Source organism: Streptomyces sp. NPDC048484 (assembly GCF_040651415.1).
Lineage (GTDB): Bacteria > Actinomycetota > Actinomycetes > Streptomycetales > Streptomycetaceae > Streptomyces.
The window spans coordinates 80,696-96,403 of the sequence record NZ_JBEZJY010000011.1 but is presented as its reverse complement, the minus strand read 5'-3'; the positions used below and the strand labels follow the sequence as shown (position 1 = coordinate 96,403).

General features: G+C 70.4%; 17 protein-coding genes. 11 read left to right on the top strand and 6 right to left on the bottom strand.

The window, feature by feature from the left end:
- Window positions 1-28 precede the first annotated feature (28 nt).
- Window positions 29-1,528, bottom strand: coding sequence for an alpha/beta hydrolase (locus AB0D14_RS13685; RefSeq protein WP_362778033.1), 1,500 nt, complete (start codon window positions 1,526-1,528; stop codon window positions 29-31).
- A gap of 66 nt (window positions 1,529-1,594) precedes the next feature.
- Between AB0D14_RS13685 and AB0D14_RS13680 the strand changes: the two genes are divergently transcribed.
- The gene (locus AB0D14_RS13680) at window positions 1,595-2,509 is read left to right on the top strand and encodes a MerR family transcriptional regulator (RefSeq protein ID WP_362778031.1); all 915 of its coding nucleotides are present in this window, start codon (window positions 1,595-1,597) and stop codon (window positions 2,507-2,509) included.
- A 19-nt stretch (window positions 2,510-2,528) separates the two neighbouring features.
- On the opposite strand, the gene AB0D14_RS13675 is transcribed toward AB0D14_RS13680, so the two are convergent.
- On the bottom strand, window positions 2,529-2,915 hold the full coding sequence (locus tag AB0D14_RS13675; RefSeq protein WP_362778028.1) for a VOC family protein: 387 nt from the start codon (window positions 2,913-2,915) through the stop codon (window positions 2,529-2,531).
- A 91-nt stretch (window positions 2,916-3,006) separates the two neighbouring features.
- Here AB0D14_RS13675 and AB0D14_RS13670 point away from each other — a divergent pair, with 91 nt between their 5' ends.
- Entirely contained in the window at window positions 3,007-3,546 is a 540-nt protein-coding gene (locus AB0D14_RS13670; RefSeq protein WP_362778026.1) for a GNAT family N-acetyltransferase, read from the top strand.
- A gap of 3 nt (window positions 3,547-3,549) precedes the next feature.
- Here the strand turns inward: AB0D14_RS13670 and AB0D14_RS13665 are convergent, their stop codons facing one another.
- On the bottom strand, window positions 3,550-4,233 hold the full coding sequence (locus tag AB0D14_RS13665) for a glycerophosphodiester phosphodiesterase family protein (RefSeq protein WP_362778025.1): 684 nt from the start codon (window positions 4,231-4,233) through the stop codon (window positions 3,550-3,552).
- A gap of 396 nt (window positions 4,234-4,629) precedes the next feature.
- Here AB0D14_RS13665 and AB0D14_RS13660 point away from each other — a divergent pair, with 396 nt between their 5' ends.
- The 4 genes from AB0D14_RS13660 (at window position 4,630) to AB0D14_RS13645 (ending at window position 8,724) form a co-directional block, all read left to right on the top strand.
- A complete protein-coding gene (locus AB0D14_RS13660; protein ID WP_362778022.1) occupies window positions 4,630-6,027 on the top strand; it encodes a DUF6421 family protein in 1,398 nt (465 codons plus the stop codon).
- 38 nt (window positions 6,028-6,065) lie between these two features.
- A complete protein-coding gene (locus tag AB0D14_RS13655) occupies window positions 6,066-6,827 on the top strand; it encodes an SDR family oxidoreductase (protein WP_362778019.1) in 762 nt (253 codons plus the stop codon).
- Between the two features lie 17 nt (window positions 6,828-6,844).
- Window positions 6,845-7,915 (top strand): low specificity L-threonine aldolase, encoded by a 1,071-nt coding sequence (locus tag AB0D14_RS13650; RefSeq protein ID WP_362778206.1) that lies wholly within the window; start codon window positions 6,845-6,847, stop codon window positions 7,913-7,915.
- A gap of 116 nt (window positions 7,916-8,031) precedes the next feature.
- Window positions 8,032-8,724, top strand: coding sequence for a phenylalanine--tRNA ligase beta subunit-related protein (locus AB0D14_RS13645; protein WP_362778017.1), 693 nt, complete (start codon window positions 8,032-8,034; stop codon window positions 8,722-8,724).
- Window positions 8,725-8,752: 28 nt separating this feature from the next.
- Here AB0D14_RS13645 and AB0D14_RS13640 read toward each other — a convergent pair whose 3' ends face one another.
- Window positions 8,753-9,481 carry a lysophospholipid acyltransferase family protein gene (locus AB0D14_RS13640; protein ID WP_362778015.1) on the bottom strand — a complete coding sequence of 243 codons (729 nt, stop codon included), beginning with the start codon at window positions 9,479-9,481 and terminating at the stop codon, window positions 8,753-8,755.
- A gap of 190 nt (window positions 9,482-9,671) precedes the next feature.
- A complete protein-coding gene (locus AB0D14_RS13635) occupies window positions 9,672-10,088 on the bottom strand; it encodes a DUF4395 domain-containing protein (RefSeq protein WP_362778014.1) in 417 nt (138 codons plus the stop codon).
- A gap of 85 nt (window positions 10,089-10,173) precedes the next feature.
- Here AB0D14_RS13635 and AB0D14_RS13630 point away from each other — a divergent pair, with 85 nt between their 5' ends.
- From AB0D14_RS13630 to AB0D14_RS13615, 4 genes are all read left to right on the top strand, one after another.
- Complete coding sequence (locus tag AB0D14_RS13630) at window positions 10,174-10,611, top strand: thioredoxin family protein (RefSeq protein WP_362778012.1); 438 nt, start codon at window positions 10,174-10,176, stop codon at window positions 10,609-10,611.
- Complete coding sequence (locus AB0D14_RS13625; protein ID WP_362778010.1) at window positions 10,608-11,117, top strand: flavin reductase family protein; 510 nt, start codon at window positions 10,608-10,610, stop codon at window positions 11,115-11,117. The genes AB0D14_RS13630 and AB0D14_RS13625 overlap by 4 nt, the downstream gene beginning before the upstream one ends.
- A 203-nt stretch (window positions 11,118-11,320) precedes the next feature.
- Window positions 11,321-12,106 carry an electron transfer flavoprotein subunit beta/FixA family protein gene (locus AB0D14_RS13620; protein WP_362778007.1) on the top strand — a complete coding sequence of 262 codons (786 nt, stop codon included), beginning with the start codon at window positions 11,321-11,323 and terminating at the stop codon, window positions 12,104-12,106.
- A gap of 68 nt (window positions 12,107-12,174) precedes the next feature.
- On the top strand, window positions 12,175-13,149 hold the full coding sequence (locus tag AB0D14_RS13615) for an electron transfer flavoprotein subunit alpha/FixB family protein (protein ID WP_362778004.1): 975 nt from the start codon (window positions 12,175-12,177) through the stop codon (window positions 13,147-13,149).
- A 104-nt stretch (window positions 13,150-13,253) separates the two neighbouring features.
- Here AB0D14_RS13615 and AB0D14_RS13610 read toward each other — a convergent pair whose 3' ends face one another.
- On the bottom strand, window positions 13,254-14,156 hold the full coding sequence (locus AB0D14_RS13610) for an endonuclease/exonuclease/phosphatase family protein (protein ID WP_362778003.1): 903 nt from the start codon (window positions 14,154-14,156) through the stop codon (window positions 13,254-13,256).
- A gap of 232 nt (window positions 14,157-14,388) precedes the next feature.
- On the opposite strand from AB0D14_RS13610, the gene AB0D14_RS13605 reads away from it, so the two are divergent.
- Window positions 14,389-15,693, top strand: coding sequence for an aldolase/citrate lyase family protein (locus AB0D14_RS13605; protein WP_362778002.1), 1,305 nt, complete (start codon window positions 14,389-14,391; stop codon window positions 15,691-15,693).
- The last annotated feature ends 15 nt before the right edge of the window (window positions 15,694-15,708 follow it).

Genomic DNA, 15,708 nt, shown 5'->3' with positions numbered 1-15,708 from the left:
GTCAGGAACCGCGCGTCCCGGCAGTGCGTCACGAGGGCTGCTCCAGGTGCGCGAGGACCGTGCGCACGGCCCGGGTCACCGCCTCGCGGGACTCGTCCGTCGGTTCGTGGATCTCGAAACCGTGGCAGCCGTGCGGGACGTCGATGATCTCGAGCAGGGCCTTCGTCTCCTCGGCCGCGGCCGTGAACTCCTCCACCGTGGCGGCGATCCGCGGCGTCTCCAAGCCCGCCCGGGTGAGCACGAGCGGCGGCAGCGTCCCGCCACCCGCGCGGAGCGCGTCGACCGGGCGGAAACGGGATCCCACCGCGCCCCAGCCCGGCAGCGGGGCCAGGATCGGATAGGAAAGGGCCAGGCAGCGCAGCCACGGGGGCGGGGCGGCGATCCAGTCCGCGGTGAGCAGACCGGCGCCGGAGAAGACCCACAGGGCGATGCGCCGCGCGTCCACGCGGGGATCGGCCCGCAGCAGTTCAACGGCCTCGGCCACGTCGTCCGCGGACTGCGCGTAGTCGGCGATGCCGTGCAGTCGGTGCTCCACGACGGCCCCCACCACGCCCAGACTCGCCGCGTAGCGGGCATAGCCCAGGTAGAGCGGCGAGTCGCGCGGCGCCGGCTCATGGTGGGGCGGCACCGGCCCGCCGTGCACGAACAGCACCGCGGGCCGAGGCCCTTGCGCTCCTCCAGGGTCCGGTTTCGGCATGTGCAGGTCCAGCCGCCCGTTCCGCACCCGCGGCCGCTCCGGGGTGTCGAACAGGAAGGACCCGAGGAACGGCGACTCGCCCTCGGGCACGGTCAGCCGCCGGCCCTCGCCCGCGGCCGCGCGGAGCAGCACCTCGGCCAGTTCGTCCGGGCAGGAGACCATCGGCCAGTGGCCGGTGGCCAGTTCGAAGAAGCCCACCCGCGGATCGGCCAGCTTCCGGAACTGCGGCGGACCGGTGCGCACCAGCGCCTCGACCAGCTCCACGGTCATCCCTCCCGCCGTGCACAGGATGCCGCTGCTCGGTACGGACGCGGCGGTGCCGGCCAGCCGCAGCGGCTGCGTCAGCGTGCGCGGCGGCTGCGGGGCGGCCAGCCGGCTCAGCAGCTCAAGCTGCCGCACCGACAGTCCTTCCGTGCTGCCCCACCGCTGCCACTGCGCGGGCCCCGGCGACGGGACAGGCCCGGGACCGCCCTCGGCACGCAGCAGTTCATGCACCGAGGGGTCCGGCACCAGCGCCAGCGCCGCGTCGCCGTCCTGCGGCATCCCGGCGTCCAGGTGAACGATCCGCCCGACCCGCTCCGGGCGGCGGTCCGCCGCGCCCAGCACGGGGTGGATGGCGTAGTCGTGGCCCACCAGCACCAACTCCCCGGGCGACTCCAGGGAATCGACCAGCCGGACCACGTCCTCGATGTGTGTCTCCAGATCGGCCTCGGGCCGGCTGCTCAGTGTCACCGGGTGCGCTTCGGCGCCCGACTCCCGCAACCGCCCCACCACCTCGTTCCAGACCCGTCCGTCGGTGAACGGGCCGGAGACCAGGATGAACATGGACATGAGCACCTCCAGGGGCTGGGTTCGTCGTGGGTAACCTAGGAACTCCCCCTGAGGGAGGTTCAACCCTTGTCACCGGACGGCACTGCGAGCAACGGCACCCTGAGCATCGGCGAGCTCGCCACGCAGGCGAGGACCACGGTCAAGACCGTCCGCTTCTACTCCGACCAGGGCCTGCTGCCCGAAACCTCGCGCAGTGGCGGCGGCCACCGTCGCTACGGCCCCGAGGCGCCTGCCCGGCTGCGCACGATCCGCGCACTGCGCTCGCTCGGCGTGCCCGTCCCCGAGATCGGGCGGGTCCTCGACCGCGGGGACACCCTGGAGGCAGTCGTGGCGCGCAGGCTCGACGACCTGGGCACCGAACTCGCCGCCCTGCGCTGGCGCGAGGCAGCGCTGCGGGCGCTCCAGGACGGCGCCCCGGAGCAGCTAGCGGAGCGCCTGGAGCTGATCGGGGCGGTCAGTGTCCCGCCCAGCACCTCGGCCCTCGCGCACTACTGGCGCCGCCTGCTGCCGGTCCGCCTCTCCGCCCGCCTCCGCGCGACCGTGACCGACGCGGCCGTCCCGCAGCCCTCCGCCGACCCGACTCCGGACCAGGTGTTCGCCTTCGCCCGCATCCACGCCCTGGCCACGGCCGCCACCGACCACTGCCTCGTGTCCCACCGGCCCGCCCCGGTCACCCACCCGGACCTGCTCTACGGCGGCCTGCACGAGGCGTACCGACTGGTGGACGCCGCCCTGCGGACCGACCGCGCCCCCGGCCCGGGGGAGGCGCTGGACTGCTATGTCGCCGCCCATGCCCGGGCCTCCGGCAGCCGGGACAGTCCAGCCTTCCGCCGCTCCCTCACGGTCCGCCTCACCGCGGAGGACCACCCGGTGATGTCCCGTTACTGGCAGCTGGCAGGGGAGCTGACGCCAGGCCTGACCCTGGGCGGCGCGGACTCCTGGCTTCGCGAGGCGCTGACCGCGAGCACGGCAGCGGGCTGAGCACGGGTTCCCCGGAGCCTCATGGGCGGTACCGCAAGGGGTGATCTTCCGGAACCTCACAGATGACGATCTCCGTCCCGTCCGGGTCCGCCAGCCACATCTCGACGAGCCCCCACGGCTCCTTCACCGGCGGCCGGCGCACCTCGACGCCCGCGGCCAGGAGTTCCTCGTACGCGGCCGTCACGTCGGCCACCTGGAGCCACAGCTTGACGGCGGGGGAGGGCGGTTCTTCCGAGCGGCCCGACACTTCGAGGAAACCGCCGCCGAGGAAGTAGACGGTGCCGCGCTCGGGGCCCGTACCGAACTCCCGGTAGACGGGCAGCCCCAGCGTCTCGCCGTAGAAGGCGCGGGAACGCTCGGGGTCGGCGGGACGGATCAAGGTCCGGCTGCTCAATACATGCACCATGCCTCCCGAGCCTAGAGCCTGTGTCACAGGCTCCAAGGGGAGCGTTACCCTCATCCATGCCCGAGCCGCGCCCGAGATCGGAGACCGTTCCATGCACACCGCCCCCGACGGACTGACCTACCGCGACGCGGTCGACACCGATGTGGACGCACTCGTCGCACTGATCGAGTCGGCCTACCGAGGGGACTCCAGCCGCGCCGGCTGGACCACCGAGGCGGACATCCTCCAGGGGCAGCGGACGGACCCGGAGGGCGTCCTCGCGGTCGTCGAGTCACCGGACGGCCGCCTGCTGATCGTCGAGCGCGAGGGCACGGTGGTCGCCTGCTGCCAGCTCGAACACCGCGGTGCGTACGCCTACTTCGGCATGTTCGCGGTGAGCCCCGCGCTCCAGGGAGCGGGCCTCGGCAAGGTGATCATCGCCGAGGCGGAGCGGCTGGCCCGCGCGACCTGGGGCGTCACGGAGATGCACATGACCGTGATCTCCGTGCGCGAGGACCTCATCGCCTGGTACGAGCGGCGCGGCTACCGCCGTACGGGAGAGATGACTCCCTTCCCGTACGGCGACGAGCGGTTCGGCGTCCCGCAGCGCGACGACCTGCAGTTCGAGCTCCTGGTGAAGCCGCTCGCATAATCGTTACGCCGTGAAGCGGCCGGTGCGCTTGATCTCCGGGTAGTCGGTGGTCGCGCCGTCCAGTTCCAGGGCGCGGACCAGGCGCAGCTGGTCCTGGGTGTTCACGACCCAGCCGATGATCCGCAGGTCCGCCTTGCGGGCCCGCTCGACGACCTCCAGGGTCAGCCGCCGGATGTTCAGTACGAGACTCGTGGCGCCGACGGCGGTCGCCCGCTCGACGACATCGATGCCATAGCGGCTGGCGACCAGCGCCGTGCGGACGCCGGGCACCAGCCGGGCGATCTCGGCGATCGCCTCGTCGTGGAAGGACAGGACCTCGACCCGGCCGACCAGGTCGCGCCGGTTCATGACCTCGGCCAGTGCGCGGGCCGCGGCCACATCCTTGATCTCGGCCTGGAGCGGGGCCGTGACGGCGTCCAGGACCTCCTCGAACACCGGGACGCGCTCGCCGCGCCCCGCGTCCAGCACGCGCAGTTCGGCGAGGGTCTTGTCGGCGATCGGCCCCGAACCGTCGGTCGTACGGTCCACGTCGGCGTCGTGCATGACGACGAGCGCGCCGTCCTTGCTCAGGTGCAGATCCAGCTCGATCAGGTCGAGCCCCGCCTGCTGGGCGGCGGTGAAGGAACGCAGGGTGTTCTCCGGTTCGACACCCATGATCCCGCGATGACCGATGGTGAGAAAGTTCAAGGTTTGACTCCGCTTCCGTGGACGGCGGCTCGGCTGCCGCGTGCTGCGGTCCCGTGCCCACGCGGCAAGGCCGCAGCCTAGTGGTCCCGACGGACGTTGGACCCGCTCCGGTGGCGGGAACGAGGCCTTTCAGCCGCGAGAACGGGCCCTGCCGCACCTTTCCGACTCACCCCCGCGTGGGCGAGTCCCCAGCGGGTTGACCGGATGCGGCGGTGGGTTGACTGAAATCCGGCAGCTACCCAGCGAACGGCGAAGCATCCGCCTGGGTAGCCTTTCGCAGGAAGAACAGCGGTGAAGGTGCCATAGGGCGGGATAATCTCCCGCTGCTCAACTTGTGGCGGGGGTCCTGCACGCATACGGTGTCCATACGCGAGGTTCTCCCGTGGAGGATGGGTCATGACGGAAATTCTTGTGCAGACTGGTGCGGAGGGACAGATTCCTTCCCGGAGCAGGGTGGTGAGCCACCCGGCCTGGCCCGTTCTCAAGGATGCCGTGGAGCGGATCCGGCCATGGCAGTCCAAGGACGGGTCGATCGACTTCGATGCCGAGACCGCCCCCGATCCGGCCGACGCCGATCTGGCCGTGGGCCAGCTCCTGGACGCCGTTCAGGAGCTGTCGCCGCTCGTCGCGCACGACGCCGAATACCACGCCGCGCTCGTCAAGGACCTGCGCCGCTGGGCCGACGGCGGTTTCCGGGTGCCCGACTTCCTCGACTCGCTGCTCGCCTTCCAGCCCGCGGCGAACCGCGAGGACGGCACCGAGCACCTGGTCGTCTTCCCGATGTACACGCAGAACGGGAACCCGGACCGCAACTTCGAAGCCGTCGTCCTGCGGATGGTCTGGCCCGACTGGCTGGCCGAGCTGGAGCGCACCCGCTACGACAACCCGCTGTTCTGCGGCATCACCTTCGAGGACTTCACGGCCGGTTACGACACCAACTCGGCCGTCCTTTTCCCGGAGACCATCGCCGTGCGCGAGGCCCCGGAGCGGTTCAGCTGGGGCGGCATCTTCTGCGACCGCGAGGCCGCCCGCTTCCGCAAGGTCAGCGAGGCCGCCGTCGACACGCTCGGCCTCGAACTGCCCGACGACATCCGCGAGATGGTCGGCGACCAGACGCGCTGCGAGCAGGCCTTCGTCCTGTGGGACATGGTCCACGACCGCACCCACAGCCACGGCGACCTGCCCTTCGACCCCTTCATGATCAAGCAGCGTCAGCCGTTCTGGATGTACGGCCTGGAGGAGCTGCGCTGCGACCTCACCGCCTTCAGGGAGTCCGTGCAGCTGGAGGCCGACGGTTTCCCGCAGAGCCGTGACGTGCAGTACGCGGTGCTGTTCGACCGGATGTTCCGCTTCCCCGTGACCGGAGACCGCGTCCGCAACTACGACGGCCTCGGCGGCCAGCTCCTCTTCGCCTACCTGCACAAGCACGACGTCGTCCGCTGGACCGACAACAAGCTGTCCATCGACTGGCAGCGCGCCCCGCAGGTCACCAACCAGCTGTGCGCCGAGATCGAGAAGCTGTACCGCGACGGCATCGACCGTCCGAAACTGGTCCACTGGTTCGCCGCGTACGACCTGGTCTCCCAGTACCTCGCCCCGCACCCGGGTTCCCGCTGGGCCAAGGGCCCCGACGCCCTCGACCTGACGCTGCCGCCGCGAAAACTGGTGGACGACGTGCTTCCGGACGAGTTTCCCCTGAGCATGTTCTATGAGGCGCTTGCCAAGAAGCTGAAGCACGTGATCGCCTCCACGAAGGGCATCACCGCGGCGAGTGCCGAGCGGCCGGCCGCGTGAGCGACCGCGTCCGTCACACTGCTCAGGAGGCGAAGACCATGGGAAACGGGAACGGTGCACTGAGTGGCGCGGTGATCGCGGTGGCCGGCGCGGGCGGGCCCGTGGGCCGGGCGACCCTGCTGCGGCTCGCCGAGGCGGGCGCCGTGGTCGTCGGCTCCGACAACGACCCGGAGCGACTGGCCGAGGCCGTGGACGCGGCCCGCTACGCCCACGGCGGCGCCACCGTCGTCGGCGACACGGTCGACCTGCTCGACCGGGAGTCGGCCAGGGACTGGGCCAACCGCGTCGAGAAGGACTTCGGGCGGGTCGACGGCCTGGTCCACCTCGTCGGCGGCTGGCGCGGCAGCGAGACCTTCACCAAGACGAGTCTCGACGACTGGGACCTTCTGGAGATGCTGCTCATCCGCACCGTGCAGCACACGTCCCTCGCCTTCCACGAGGCACTGCAGCGCAGCGAGCGCGGCCGGTACGTCCTGATCAGCGCCGCGGGCGCGGGCAAGCCCACCGCGGGCAACGCCGCGTACGCGGCCGCCAAGGCCGCCGCCGAGGCGTGGACGCTGGCCATGGCCGACTTCTTCCGCAAGGCCGGGATCTCCGCGGGCGCCGACGGTGCGACGTCCGCGGCCGCCATCCTGGTCGTGAAGGCGCTGGTGCACGACGCGATGCGCGCCGAGCGCCCGAACGCGAAGTTCGCGGGCTTCACGGACGTCAAGGACCTGGCGGAGGCGATTGTCGGGGTCTGGGAGCAGCCCGCCCTCGAAGTGAACGGAAAGCGTCTGTGGCTGACCGAGAAGCCGTGAATCCTGGCCGCGAGGCCGTGAACCCTCCGAAGACGGACGCCCGGCGGCGCCACGACCCGCAGGTGCGCGGCTTCGCGAGCGACAACTACGCGGGCGCCCACCCCGAGGTGCTCGCCGCTCTGGCCCTCGCCAACGGCGGGCACCAGACCGCGTACGGCGAGGACGACTACACCGACCACCTCCAGCACATCCTGCGCGGTCACTTCGGCGCGAGCGCCGAGGCGTTCCCCGTCTTCAACGGCACGGGCGCCAACGTCGTGGCGCTGCAGGCGCTCACCGACCGCTGGGGCGCGGTGATCTGCGCGGAGAGCGCGCACATCAACGTCGACGAGGGCGGTGCTCCCGAGCGGATGGGCGGGCTCAAGCTGCTCACGGTGCCCACGCCCGACGGCAAGCTCACACCCGAACTGATCGACCGGCAGGCGTACGGCTGGGACGACGAGCACCGGGCCATGCCGCAGGTCGTGTCGATCACCCAGAACACCGAACTGGGCACCGTCTACACCCCCGACGAGATCCGCGAGATCTGCGACCACGCCCACCAGCACGGTATGAAGGTGCACCTCGACGGCGCTCGCATAGCCAACGCGGCCGCCTCCCTGGACGTGCCGATGCGGGCGTTCACCAACGCGGTCGGCGTGGACGTCCTGTCCTTCGGCGGCACCAAGAACGGCGCGCTGTTCGGCGAGGCCGTGATCGTCCTCAATCGGGACGCCGTCAGTCACCTGAAGCATCTGCGCAAGCTGTCGATGCAGCTCGCCTCCAAGATGCGCTTCGTGTCGGTGCAGTTGGAGGCGCTGCTTGCCAAGGACCTCTGGCTGCGCAACGCCCGCCACGCCAACGAGATGGCCCAGCGTCTCGCCGAGGGCGTGCGCGCGGTGCACGGCGTCGAGATCCTGCACCCCGTGCAGGCCAACGCGGTCTTCGCCCGACTGCCCCACGAAGTGAGCGAGCGCCTGCAGAAGCGGTACCGCTTCTACTTCTGGGACGAGGCCGCGGGAGACGTCCGCTGGATGTGCGCCTTCGACACGACCGAGGACGAGGTGGACGGTTTCGTGGCGGCGCTCAAGGAGGAGATGGCCCGCTAGTGCCGGTGGGCGCGGCGCCTGCCCTCGCACCTGACCTGAAGTCCAATGGGCTGGACTGCCGAGTGCTGTAGGATGAACTGCTCCCGCACTCTGAGCCAAGGCAGGCAAGGCAGACAATGACTCTCCCGCTCACCGTGTCCGACGAAGTACGCGCCCTCGCGCCAGGCTTCACCTACGTCGCGATCGAGGCGCACGGACTCGTCAACGGCCCCAGCACCGACGGAACTTCGCAGCTCCTGGACGACGCGGCCCGCCGACTCGCCGTACGGCTGGAGGGGAGCGCGCCGCACGAGGACCCGCACATGGCCGCCTGGCGCAGTACGTACACGGCGTTCGGCTCGAAGCCGTCGCGGACACGCAACTCGGCGGAGGCGCTGGCCAAGCGGGCGCTCTCGGATGCCGGGCTGCCCCGGATCAACGTGCTCGTGGACGTCTACAACGCGATCAGCGTCGCCCACCTGATCCCGGTCGGCGGCGAGGACCTCGACCAGGTCCGGGGCGGGATGCGCCTCGTGCGTGCCACGGGCGACGAGGACTTCGTGACGGTCGCGGGCGGCGAGGAGGCCGTCGAGCATCCCGACACCGGCGAGGTGGTGTGGTGCGACGAGACGAGCGTGACCTGCCGCCGCTGGAACTGGCGCCAGGGACCGCGCACCCGGCTCACGGAGGAGTCGACCTCGGCGATCTTCCTCCTGGAGAGCCTGGCCCCGATGCCGGTGACCGACGTCGAGGCCGCGGGGGGCGAACTCGCCGAGCTGCTCGAAAAGTTCAGCCCAGGAGCGCGCATCACCGTCCGAGCCCCTCAATAGCAGCAGCAGCGGCCGGGCGCGCGGGCTCTCAGCGGGCCTCGGCGGCCTTCACCTCTTCGGGGGTCGGAGCCGTGCCGCCGAGGTGCGCCGGCATCCACCAGGTGTCGTCCGGACCCTTGGGGCGTACGGGGTAGGTGCGCTGCGCGGCTTCCAGGAGCTCCTGCACGCGGTCGCGCAGCTGCCGGGTGATCGCGCCCGCGTACTTGTCACGAGAGGCCTCGATCGCCTCGCCGACGCGGATGTTGACCGGGATGTGGCTGCGCTTGAAGTTTCGCGGGTGGCCCTTGGTCCACAGTCGCTGCGTACCCCACAGGGCCATCGGGATCAGCGGGACGCCGGCCTCCTGGGCCATGCGTGCGGCGCCCGACTTGAAGCTCTTCAGCGTGAACGACTGGGAGATCGTGGCCTCGGGGAAGACGCCGACGATTTCACCCGAGCGCAGCGACTCCAGCGCGTGCGCGTACGCCGTCTCGCCCTGCTTGCGGTCCACGGGGATGTGCTTCATGTTGCGCATCAGCGGGCCGGAGATCTTGTGCCGGAACACCGACTCCTTCGCCATGAAGCGGACCAGCCGCTTCTGCGGCAGGGCGGCGAGGCCGTCGAAGATGAAGTCGAGATAGCTGATGTGATTGCTCACCAGCACCGCACCGCCCGAGCGCGGGATGTTCTCCGTCCCCTGGATATCGATCTTCAGGTCCCAGGCCTTGAACAGTGTCCGGGCGAAACCGATGGCGGGACGGTAGGCAAGCTCAGCCATGGACGGAGTGGACCCTTCTCTCTGTTCTGCCTGGGAAGGGGGCTCCCGGCGGGAAACTTACGCTGCCGTAGGTTTACGGCATTGCGCAGATCGTGCCCGAAGAACGGACGAGTGACCAGTCCTGGTGCCGGAGATTGGCGAGATCCTCGTCACGTCATCCCGTGATCCACCTCGGCGTTTTGCGCCCCTTTTACTCTGTGTGAACCGTCACTCGCCGTATGAGCAGGTACATCTCACATCCGAGGCAGTACCCGAACGCGGCGTTGAGAAACGCCGCCGCGAGCGCCGCCCCGGCAGCCGCCAGTCCCAGCCACTCGGGGCCCGCTGTGTAGCCGACGAGGCCCACCGACGCGAACGCGAGACCGACCGCCTGAGCGAACCGCGGCGGCTCGGGCGCCTCGAACTCCGTCGGCGGTCCGATCCGCGGACGGACGACCCGGCGGAACAGCCAGCCGTACGGGGAGCGGCCGACGCCTCCCGCCGCGCCGAGCGCGAACGCCAGCGTCTGCCAGGCGAGCAGCCAGGCGCTGCCGGTGATCAGTACGACCGCGAGGATCACGGTCGTCACGGCCGCTCCGAAGCGCGGCCCTCTTGCATCGATGTCCATAGATCAAGTATTCAGCATGGAGGGGAGGAAGAATTTTCCGCGGCGGCGGGGAATCTCTGCAGGCTCGTGAACGCTGAAGCGGGGGATGACCGGACTTGTGGTGTGCGTGGTGGTGCTCGCGGCGGCGAGTGCCTACGGAGTACTGAACCGACGTCGGAGCGGGAGAGTCAGAGTGCGCGGGCGGGACGGCGGAAAGCGGCTGGGAGCGGCCGAGTTGGGCGAGGATCTTGGCGAGCGGGCCACCCTCGTCCAGTTCTCCAGCGCCTTCTGCGCACCCTGCAGGGCGACCCGCAGGGTGCTCGGCGAGGTGACCGACCTGGTCCCGGGTGTGCGGCACATCGAGATCGACGCGGAGGACCACCTCGGTCTCGTGCGCGCACTGGACATCCTGAAGACGCCGACCGTGCTCGTCCTCGACTCCGACGGCCACGTCGTGCGCCGCGCGACCGGACAGCCGCGCAAGGCGGATGTGATCGCCGCGCTCGGCGAAGCGGTCTCCTCGCCCAGCAGGGCGACTCCATGACGGCCTCGCCCGATCTGCGCGCCTCCCGGCTCGCCTCTCCCGACCTGCTCCGCTCCGTCTTCCGTCGGCACGCGGCCGGCGTCGCCGTGATCACCGCACGAGGCGACGACGGTCCTGTGGGCTTCACCGCCACCTCGCTCGTCTCCGTGTCCGCCGAGCCCCCGATGATCTCCTTCGGCATAGGTACCGGTGCCTCCAGCTGGCCGGCGATCTCCCGGACGGACCACGTGGGCGTCCATGTGCTCGGCGAGCACCAGCAGGAGCTGGCCGCCACCTTCGCCCGCAGCGGCGCCGACCGCTTCGGTGAGCCCACCGCCTGGCGGGAAGGCCCCGAAGGCGTTCCGGTGCTCGACGACGTCCTCGCCTGGCTGGTGTGCCGGGTCGTCACCCGTGTTCCGGCCGGGGACCACCGCGTCGTGCTGGCCGAGGTGGTTCTCGGAGACCCCGCCGGCGCCGGGCGCCCCCTTCTGTACCACCAGGGGCGTTTCAACGGACTGCGGGAATGATCCGTTGCGGTTACGCTGCGTTGCGAAGGTCACAGTTCAAAGCGCTTGCTTAGAGGGAATGTTCTGGGGGAGCGTAGAAGTGCGTACTGGCGAGTAATATTCGCTCGGAGCGCGGGTGGCCCCCACCGGGAACGGCCGCTTCAGGCGCCTATGCTGCCCGTAAGCAGGCAGCCCAGAAAAGACGATGCAGTAGGAGAGCCGGCGTGAGCTTGAGGATCGTTGTCACTGTGAAGTACGTGCCCGACGCCACCGGCGACCGGCACTTCGCCGAGGACCTGACCGTCGACCGTGACGACGTGGACGGCCTGCTGTCGGAGCTCGACGAGTACGCGGTCGAGCAGGCCCTGCAGATCGCGGGCGAAGCGGACGACGCGGAGATCACCGTGCTGACCGTCGGCCCCGAGGACGCCAAGGACGCGCTGCGCAAGGCGCTGTCCATGGGTGCCGACAAGGCCATCCACGTCGAGGACGACGACCTGCACGGCACCGACGCCATCGGTACCTCGCTGGTGCTCGCCAAGGCGATCGAGAAGGCCGGCTACGACCTGGTCATCTCCGGCATGGCCTCCACCGACGGCACCATGGGCGTGCTCCCGGCCCTCGTCGCCGAGCGCCTGGGCGTCCCGCAGGTCACGCTGCTCTCCGAGGTCTCCGTCGAGGACGGCGTCGTGAAGGGCCGCCGCGACGGCGACACCGCCTCCGAGCAGCTGGAGGCCTCGCTGCCCGCGGTCGTGTCGGTCACCGACCAGTCGGGTGAGGCCCGCTACCCGTCCTTCAAGGGGATCATGGCGGCCAAGAAGAAGCCGGTTCAGTCCTGGGACCTGGAAGACCTGGAGATCGAGGCGGACGAGGTCGGTCTCGCGGGCTCCTGGACCAAGGTCGACTCCGCCACCGAGCGCCCGGCGCGCACCGCCGGCACGATCGTCAAGGACGAGGGCGAGGGCGGCAAGCAGCTCGCCGAGTTCCTCGCGGGCCAGAAGTTCATCTGAGCCTCAGGTCCCCGGGTTCCGTTCGCTGACCGTCCCTCATCTTCCGCAAGCAGGAGAGAAGAAGTCCCATGGCTGAAGTTCTCGTCTACGTCGACCACGTGGACGGTGCCGTCCGCAAGCCCACCCTGGAGCTGCTGACGCTGGCCCGCCGTGTCGGCGAGCCCGTCGCCGTCGCGCTCGGCAACGGCGCCGCGGACACCGCCGCCGCACTCGCCGAGCACGGCGCGGTCAAGGTCCTCACGCACGAGGCCGCCGAGTACGCCGACTACCTCGTCGTACCGAAGGTGGACGCGCTGCAGGCCGCGTACGAGGTCGTGTCCGCCGGGGGCTCCCTGGCCGCCGTGCTCGTCCCGTCGTCCGCCGAGGGCAAGGAGATCGCCGCCCGTCTGGCGGTCCGTATCGGCTCCGGCATCATCACCGACGCCGTCGACCTGGAGGCCGGCGACGAGGGTCCGGTGGCCACGCAGTCCGCGTTCGCCGCGTCCTTCACGACCAGGACGCGTGTCTCCAAGGGCACCCCGGTCATCACGGTCAAGCCGAACTCGGCCGCCGTGGAGGCCGCCCCGGCCGCCGGCGCGGTCGAGGCGCTGGCCGTCACGTTCTCGGCCCAGGCGACCGGCACCAAGGTGACCGGCCGTACCCCGCGTGAGTCGACGGGCCGCCCGGAGCTGACCGAGGCCGCGATCGTGGTCTCCGGCGGCCGGGGCGTCAACGGTGCCGAGAACTTCTCGGTCATCGAGGCGCTGGCCGACTCCCTCGGCGCGGCCGTCGGCGCCTCGCGTGCCGCCGTGGACGCCGGCTGGTACCCGCACACCAACCAGGTCGGCCAGACCGGCAAGAGCGTGTCCCCGCAGCTGTACATCGCCTCCGGCATCTCCGGCGCGATCCAGCACCGTGCCGGTATGCAGACCTCGAAGACGATCGTGGCGGTCAACAAGGACGCCGAGGCCCCGATCTTCGACCTGGTCGACTACGGCGTGGTCGGCGACCTCTTCGAGGTCGTCCCGCAGCTCACCGAGGAGATCAAGACCCGCAAGGGCTGAGCGTCTTCGCAGGAAAGCGCAGCACATGGGGCCCCGGTGACCGTCACGGTCACCGGGGCCCGTTCCATGTCCTCATGTGCTCATGTCCTTCTGCGCTCATGTGCTCATGTCAGGGTCAGGGACGCCTGGACGGGCAGATGGTCGCTGGGGAATTGTCCGTCCGCGGAGAAGGTGTTGATCGACGCCCGGTGTGCGGTCACGCCGGGCGAGGTGAGGATCCAGTCGATGCGGTCGCCGTCCGGGGTGAGGGGCCGGTAGCCGTGGAACGTGCCGTACAGACTGCTCCGCTCGGCCGCCGTCTCCCAGGTGTCGACGAGTCCGGCGCCGAGCATCGTGTCGTAGACCGGGTTCTTGTGGGCGGCGATGTTGAAGTCGCCGGTCAGTACCAGCGGCAGAGAGCGGTCGAGCCCCGTGATCCGCTCGGCGATCAGGGCCGCGGCGCGTGCGCGCGCGTTCTGACTGGCGTTGTCCAGGTGGGTGTTGAGGAAGTAGAACTCCCGCTGCCCGTCCCGCAGATCGCGGAAGCGGACCCAGGTCACCATGCGTATGGACCCGCCGCCCCAGGTGTTCGAGCCGATCACGTCGGGCGTGTCGGAGAGCCAGAAGTGGTCGTACTCGACCGGAGCGAGTCTGCGGGTGTCGTAGAAGACCGTCATGAACTCGTCCCGGCTGCCGCCCGCACGGCCGGTGCCGATCCAGTCGTAGTGCGCGCCGAGGTCCGCCGCGATGTCACGCACCGGCTGGTAGAGGCCTTCCTGGGTACCGATGACGTGGAGCCGCTCCCGGCGCAGCAGTTCACGGGTGACGGGACGGCGGACGGCCCAGCTGTTGGGTTCGGTGGTGCTCGCGTAACGCAGGTTGAACGACATGACCTCCAAGCGGTCACGGCGGTCGGCCGCCGAGGCGGGCGACATGGAGAGCGCGGTGCCGGCCAGGGGCAGGGCGACGGCAGCGGTGAGCGCGGTCTTGAGTCCCAGGCGGCGCGTGACTCGGCTGCGATGGGGCACGGGAGGCTCCTTCTGTGGCGGATGCCGGTTCTGTGGCGGATACCGGTCGAGTCGTGCGCCTCGAAGTCTCGAAGTTAGGCGTGAACATGTCGAGATGCCGGGATGGGCCTCGGGGGAAGTCCGCGCGTGCTCCTGGCAGGGCTCAAGTGGGTGTTGACCAGCGAGAAGGTCACAGATAGCTTCGTTCTACGGATTGTTGATTCCGGGGAGCGGAAAACCAGGAGGGCGTGGAATGGGCCAGGGTCAGCAGGAGAAGGTGGCGACGAGCCTCGCGGGCGCCGTCAGCGAGGAGATCAGTTCCTCCCTCGCCCCGGTCGACGCCGAGTTGGAGCGCCGCTATCCCGGAGACCCCGCAACCCGCCGGCCCGTCCACACCGTGTACGTCCCCGGTGACGCCTTCACCGCCGGCACCATCCGCTCCTGGGGCGACCAGGCCCTCACCGCCCTCGACCGGCACGCGCCCGATGCCGCCTCCTTCGCCGCCGTCCTCGGCCTCGGCGACGACTTCGCGGAGCCCGTGTACGACCGCGTACGCGCCAAGCTGGAGCGCGAGCCCGTCGAAGACCTGCGCGTCGACTTCGAGGACGGCTACGGACCGCGCCCCGACGCCGAGGAGGACGAGGCGGCCGCCCGCGCGGCCCGGCTGATCGCGGAGGCGTACGAGGAGGGCACGGCCGCACCGTACATGGGCATCCGTATGAAGTGCATGGAGGCGCCGGTCCGTGACCGGGGCATCCGCACACTCGACATCTTCCTCACCGGGCTGATGGAGGCCGGCGGGCTCCCCGCCGGCCTCGTGCTGACCCTGCCGAAGGTGACGTACGCGGAGCAGGTCACCGCGATGGTGCGGCTCGTCGAGGAGTTCGAGAAGGCGCGCGGACTGGAACAGGGACGGATCGGGTTCGAGATCCAGATCGAGACCAGCCAGGCCATCCTCGCCACCGACGGCACGGCGACCGTGGCCCGCATGATCCAGGCCGCGGAGGGCCGCGCCACCGGACTGCACTACGGAACCTTCGACTACAGCGCCTGCCTCGGCGTCTCCGCCGCCTATCAGGCCAGCGACCACCCGGCCGCCGACCACGCCAAGGCGATCATGCAGGTCGCGGCCGCCGGCACCGGCGTGCGGGTCTCGGACGGCTCCACCAACGTGCTGCCGGTCGGTCCGACGCCGAAGGTCCACGACGCCTGGCGCCTGCACCACGGGCTCACCCGTCGCGCGCTCGCCCGTGCCTACTACCAGGGCTGGGACATGCACCCCGGGCACCTCCCGACCCGGTACGCGGCCGTGTTCGGCTTCTACCGCGAGGGATTTGAGCAGGCCGCGGGGCGGCTCGTCGCGTACGCCAACCGCACCGGGGGCGACGTGATGGACGAGCCGGCCACCGCCAAGGCACTCAGCGGCTATCTGCTGCGCGGCCTGGACTGCGGAGCCCTCGACATCGCGGAGGTGGCACGGGCGACGGGGCTCACGCGCGCGGACCTGGAGGGTTACGCGGTGCCGAGGCGGGCCGATCTGACCGTCTCGGGCAAGTAGCGGCCCTGTCACAGC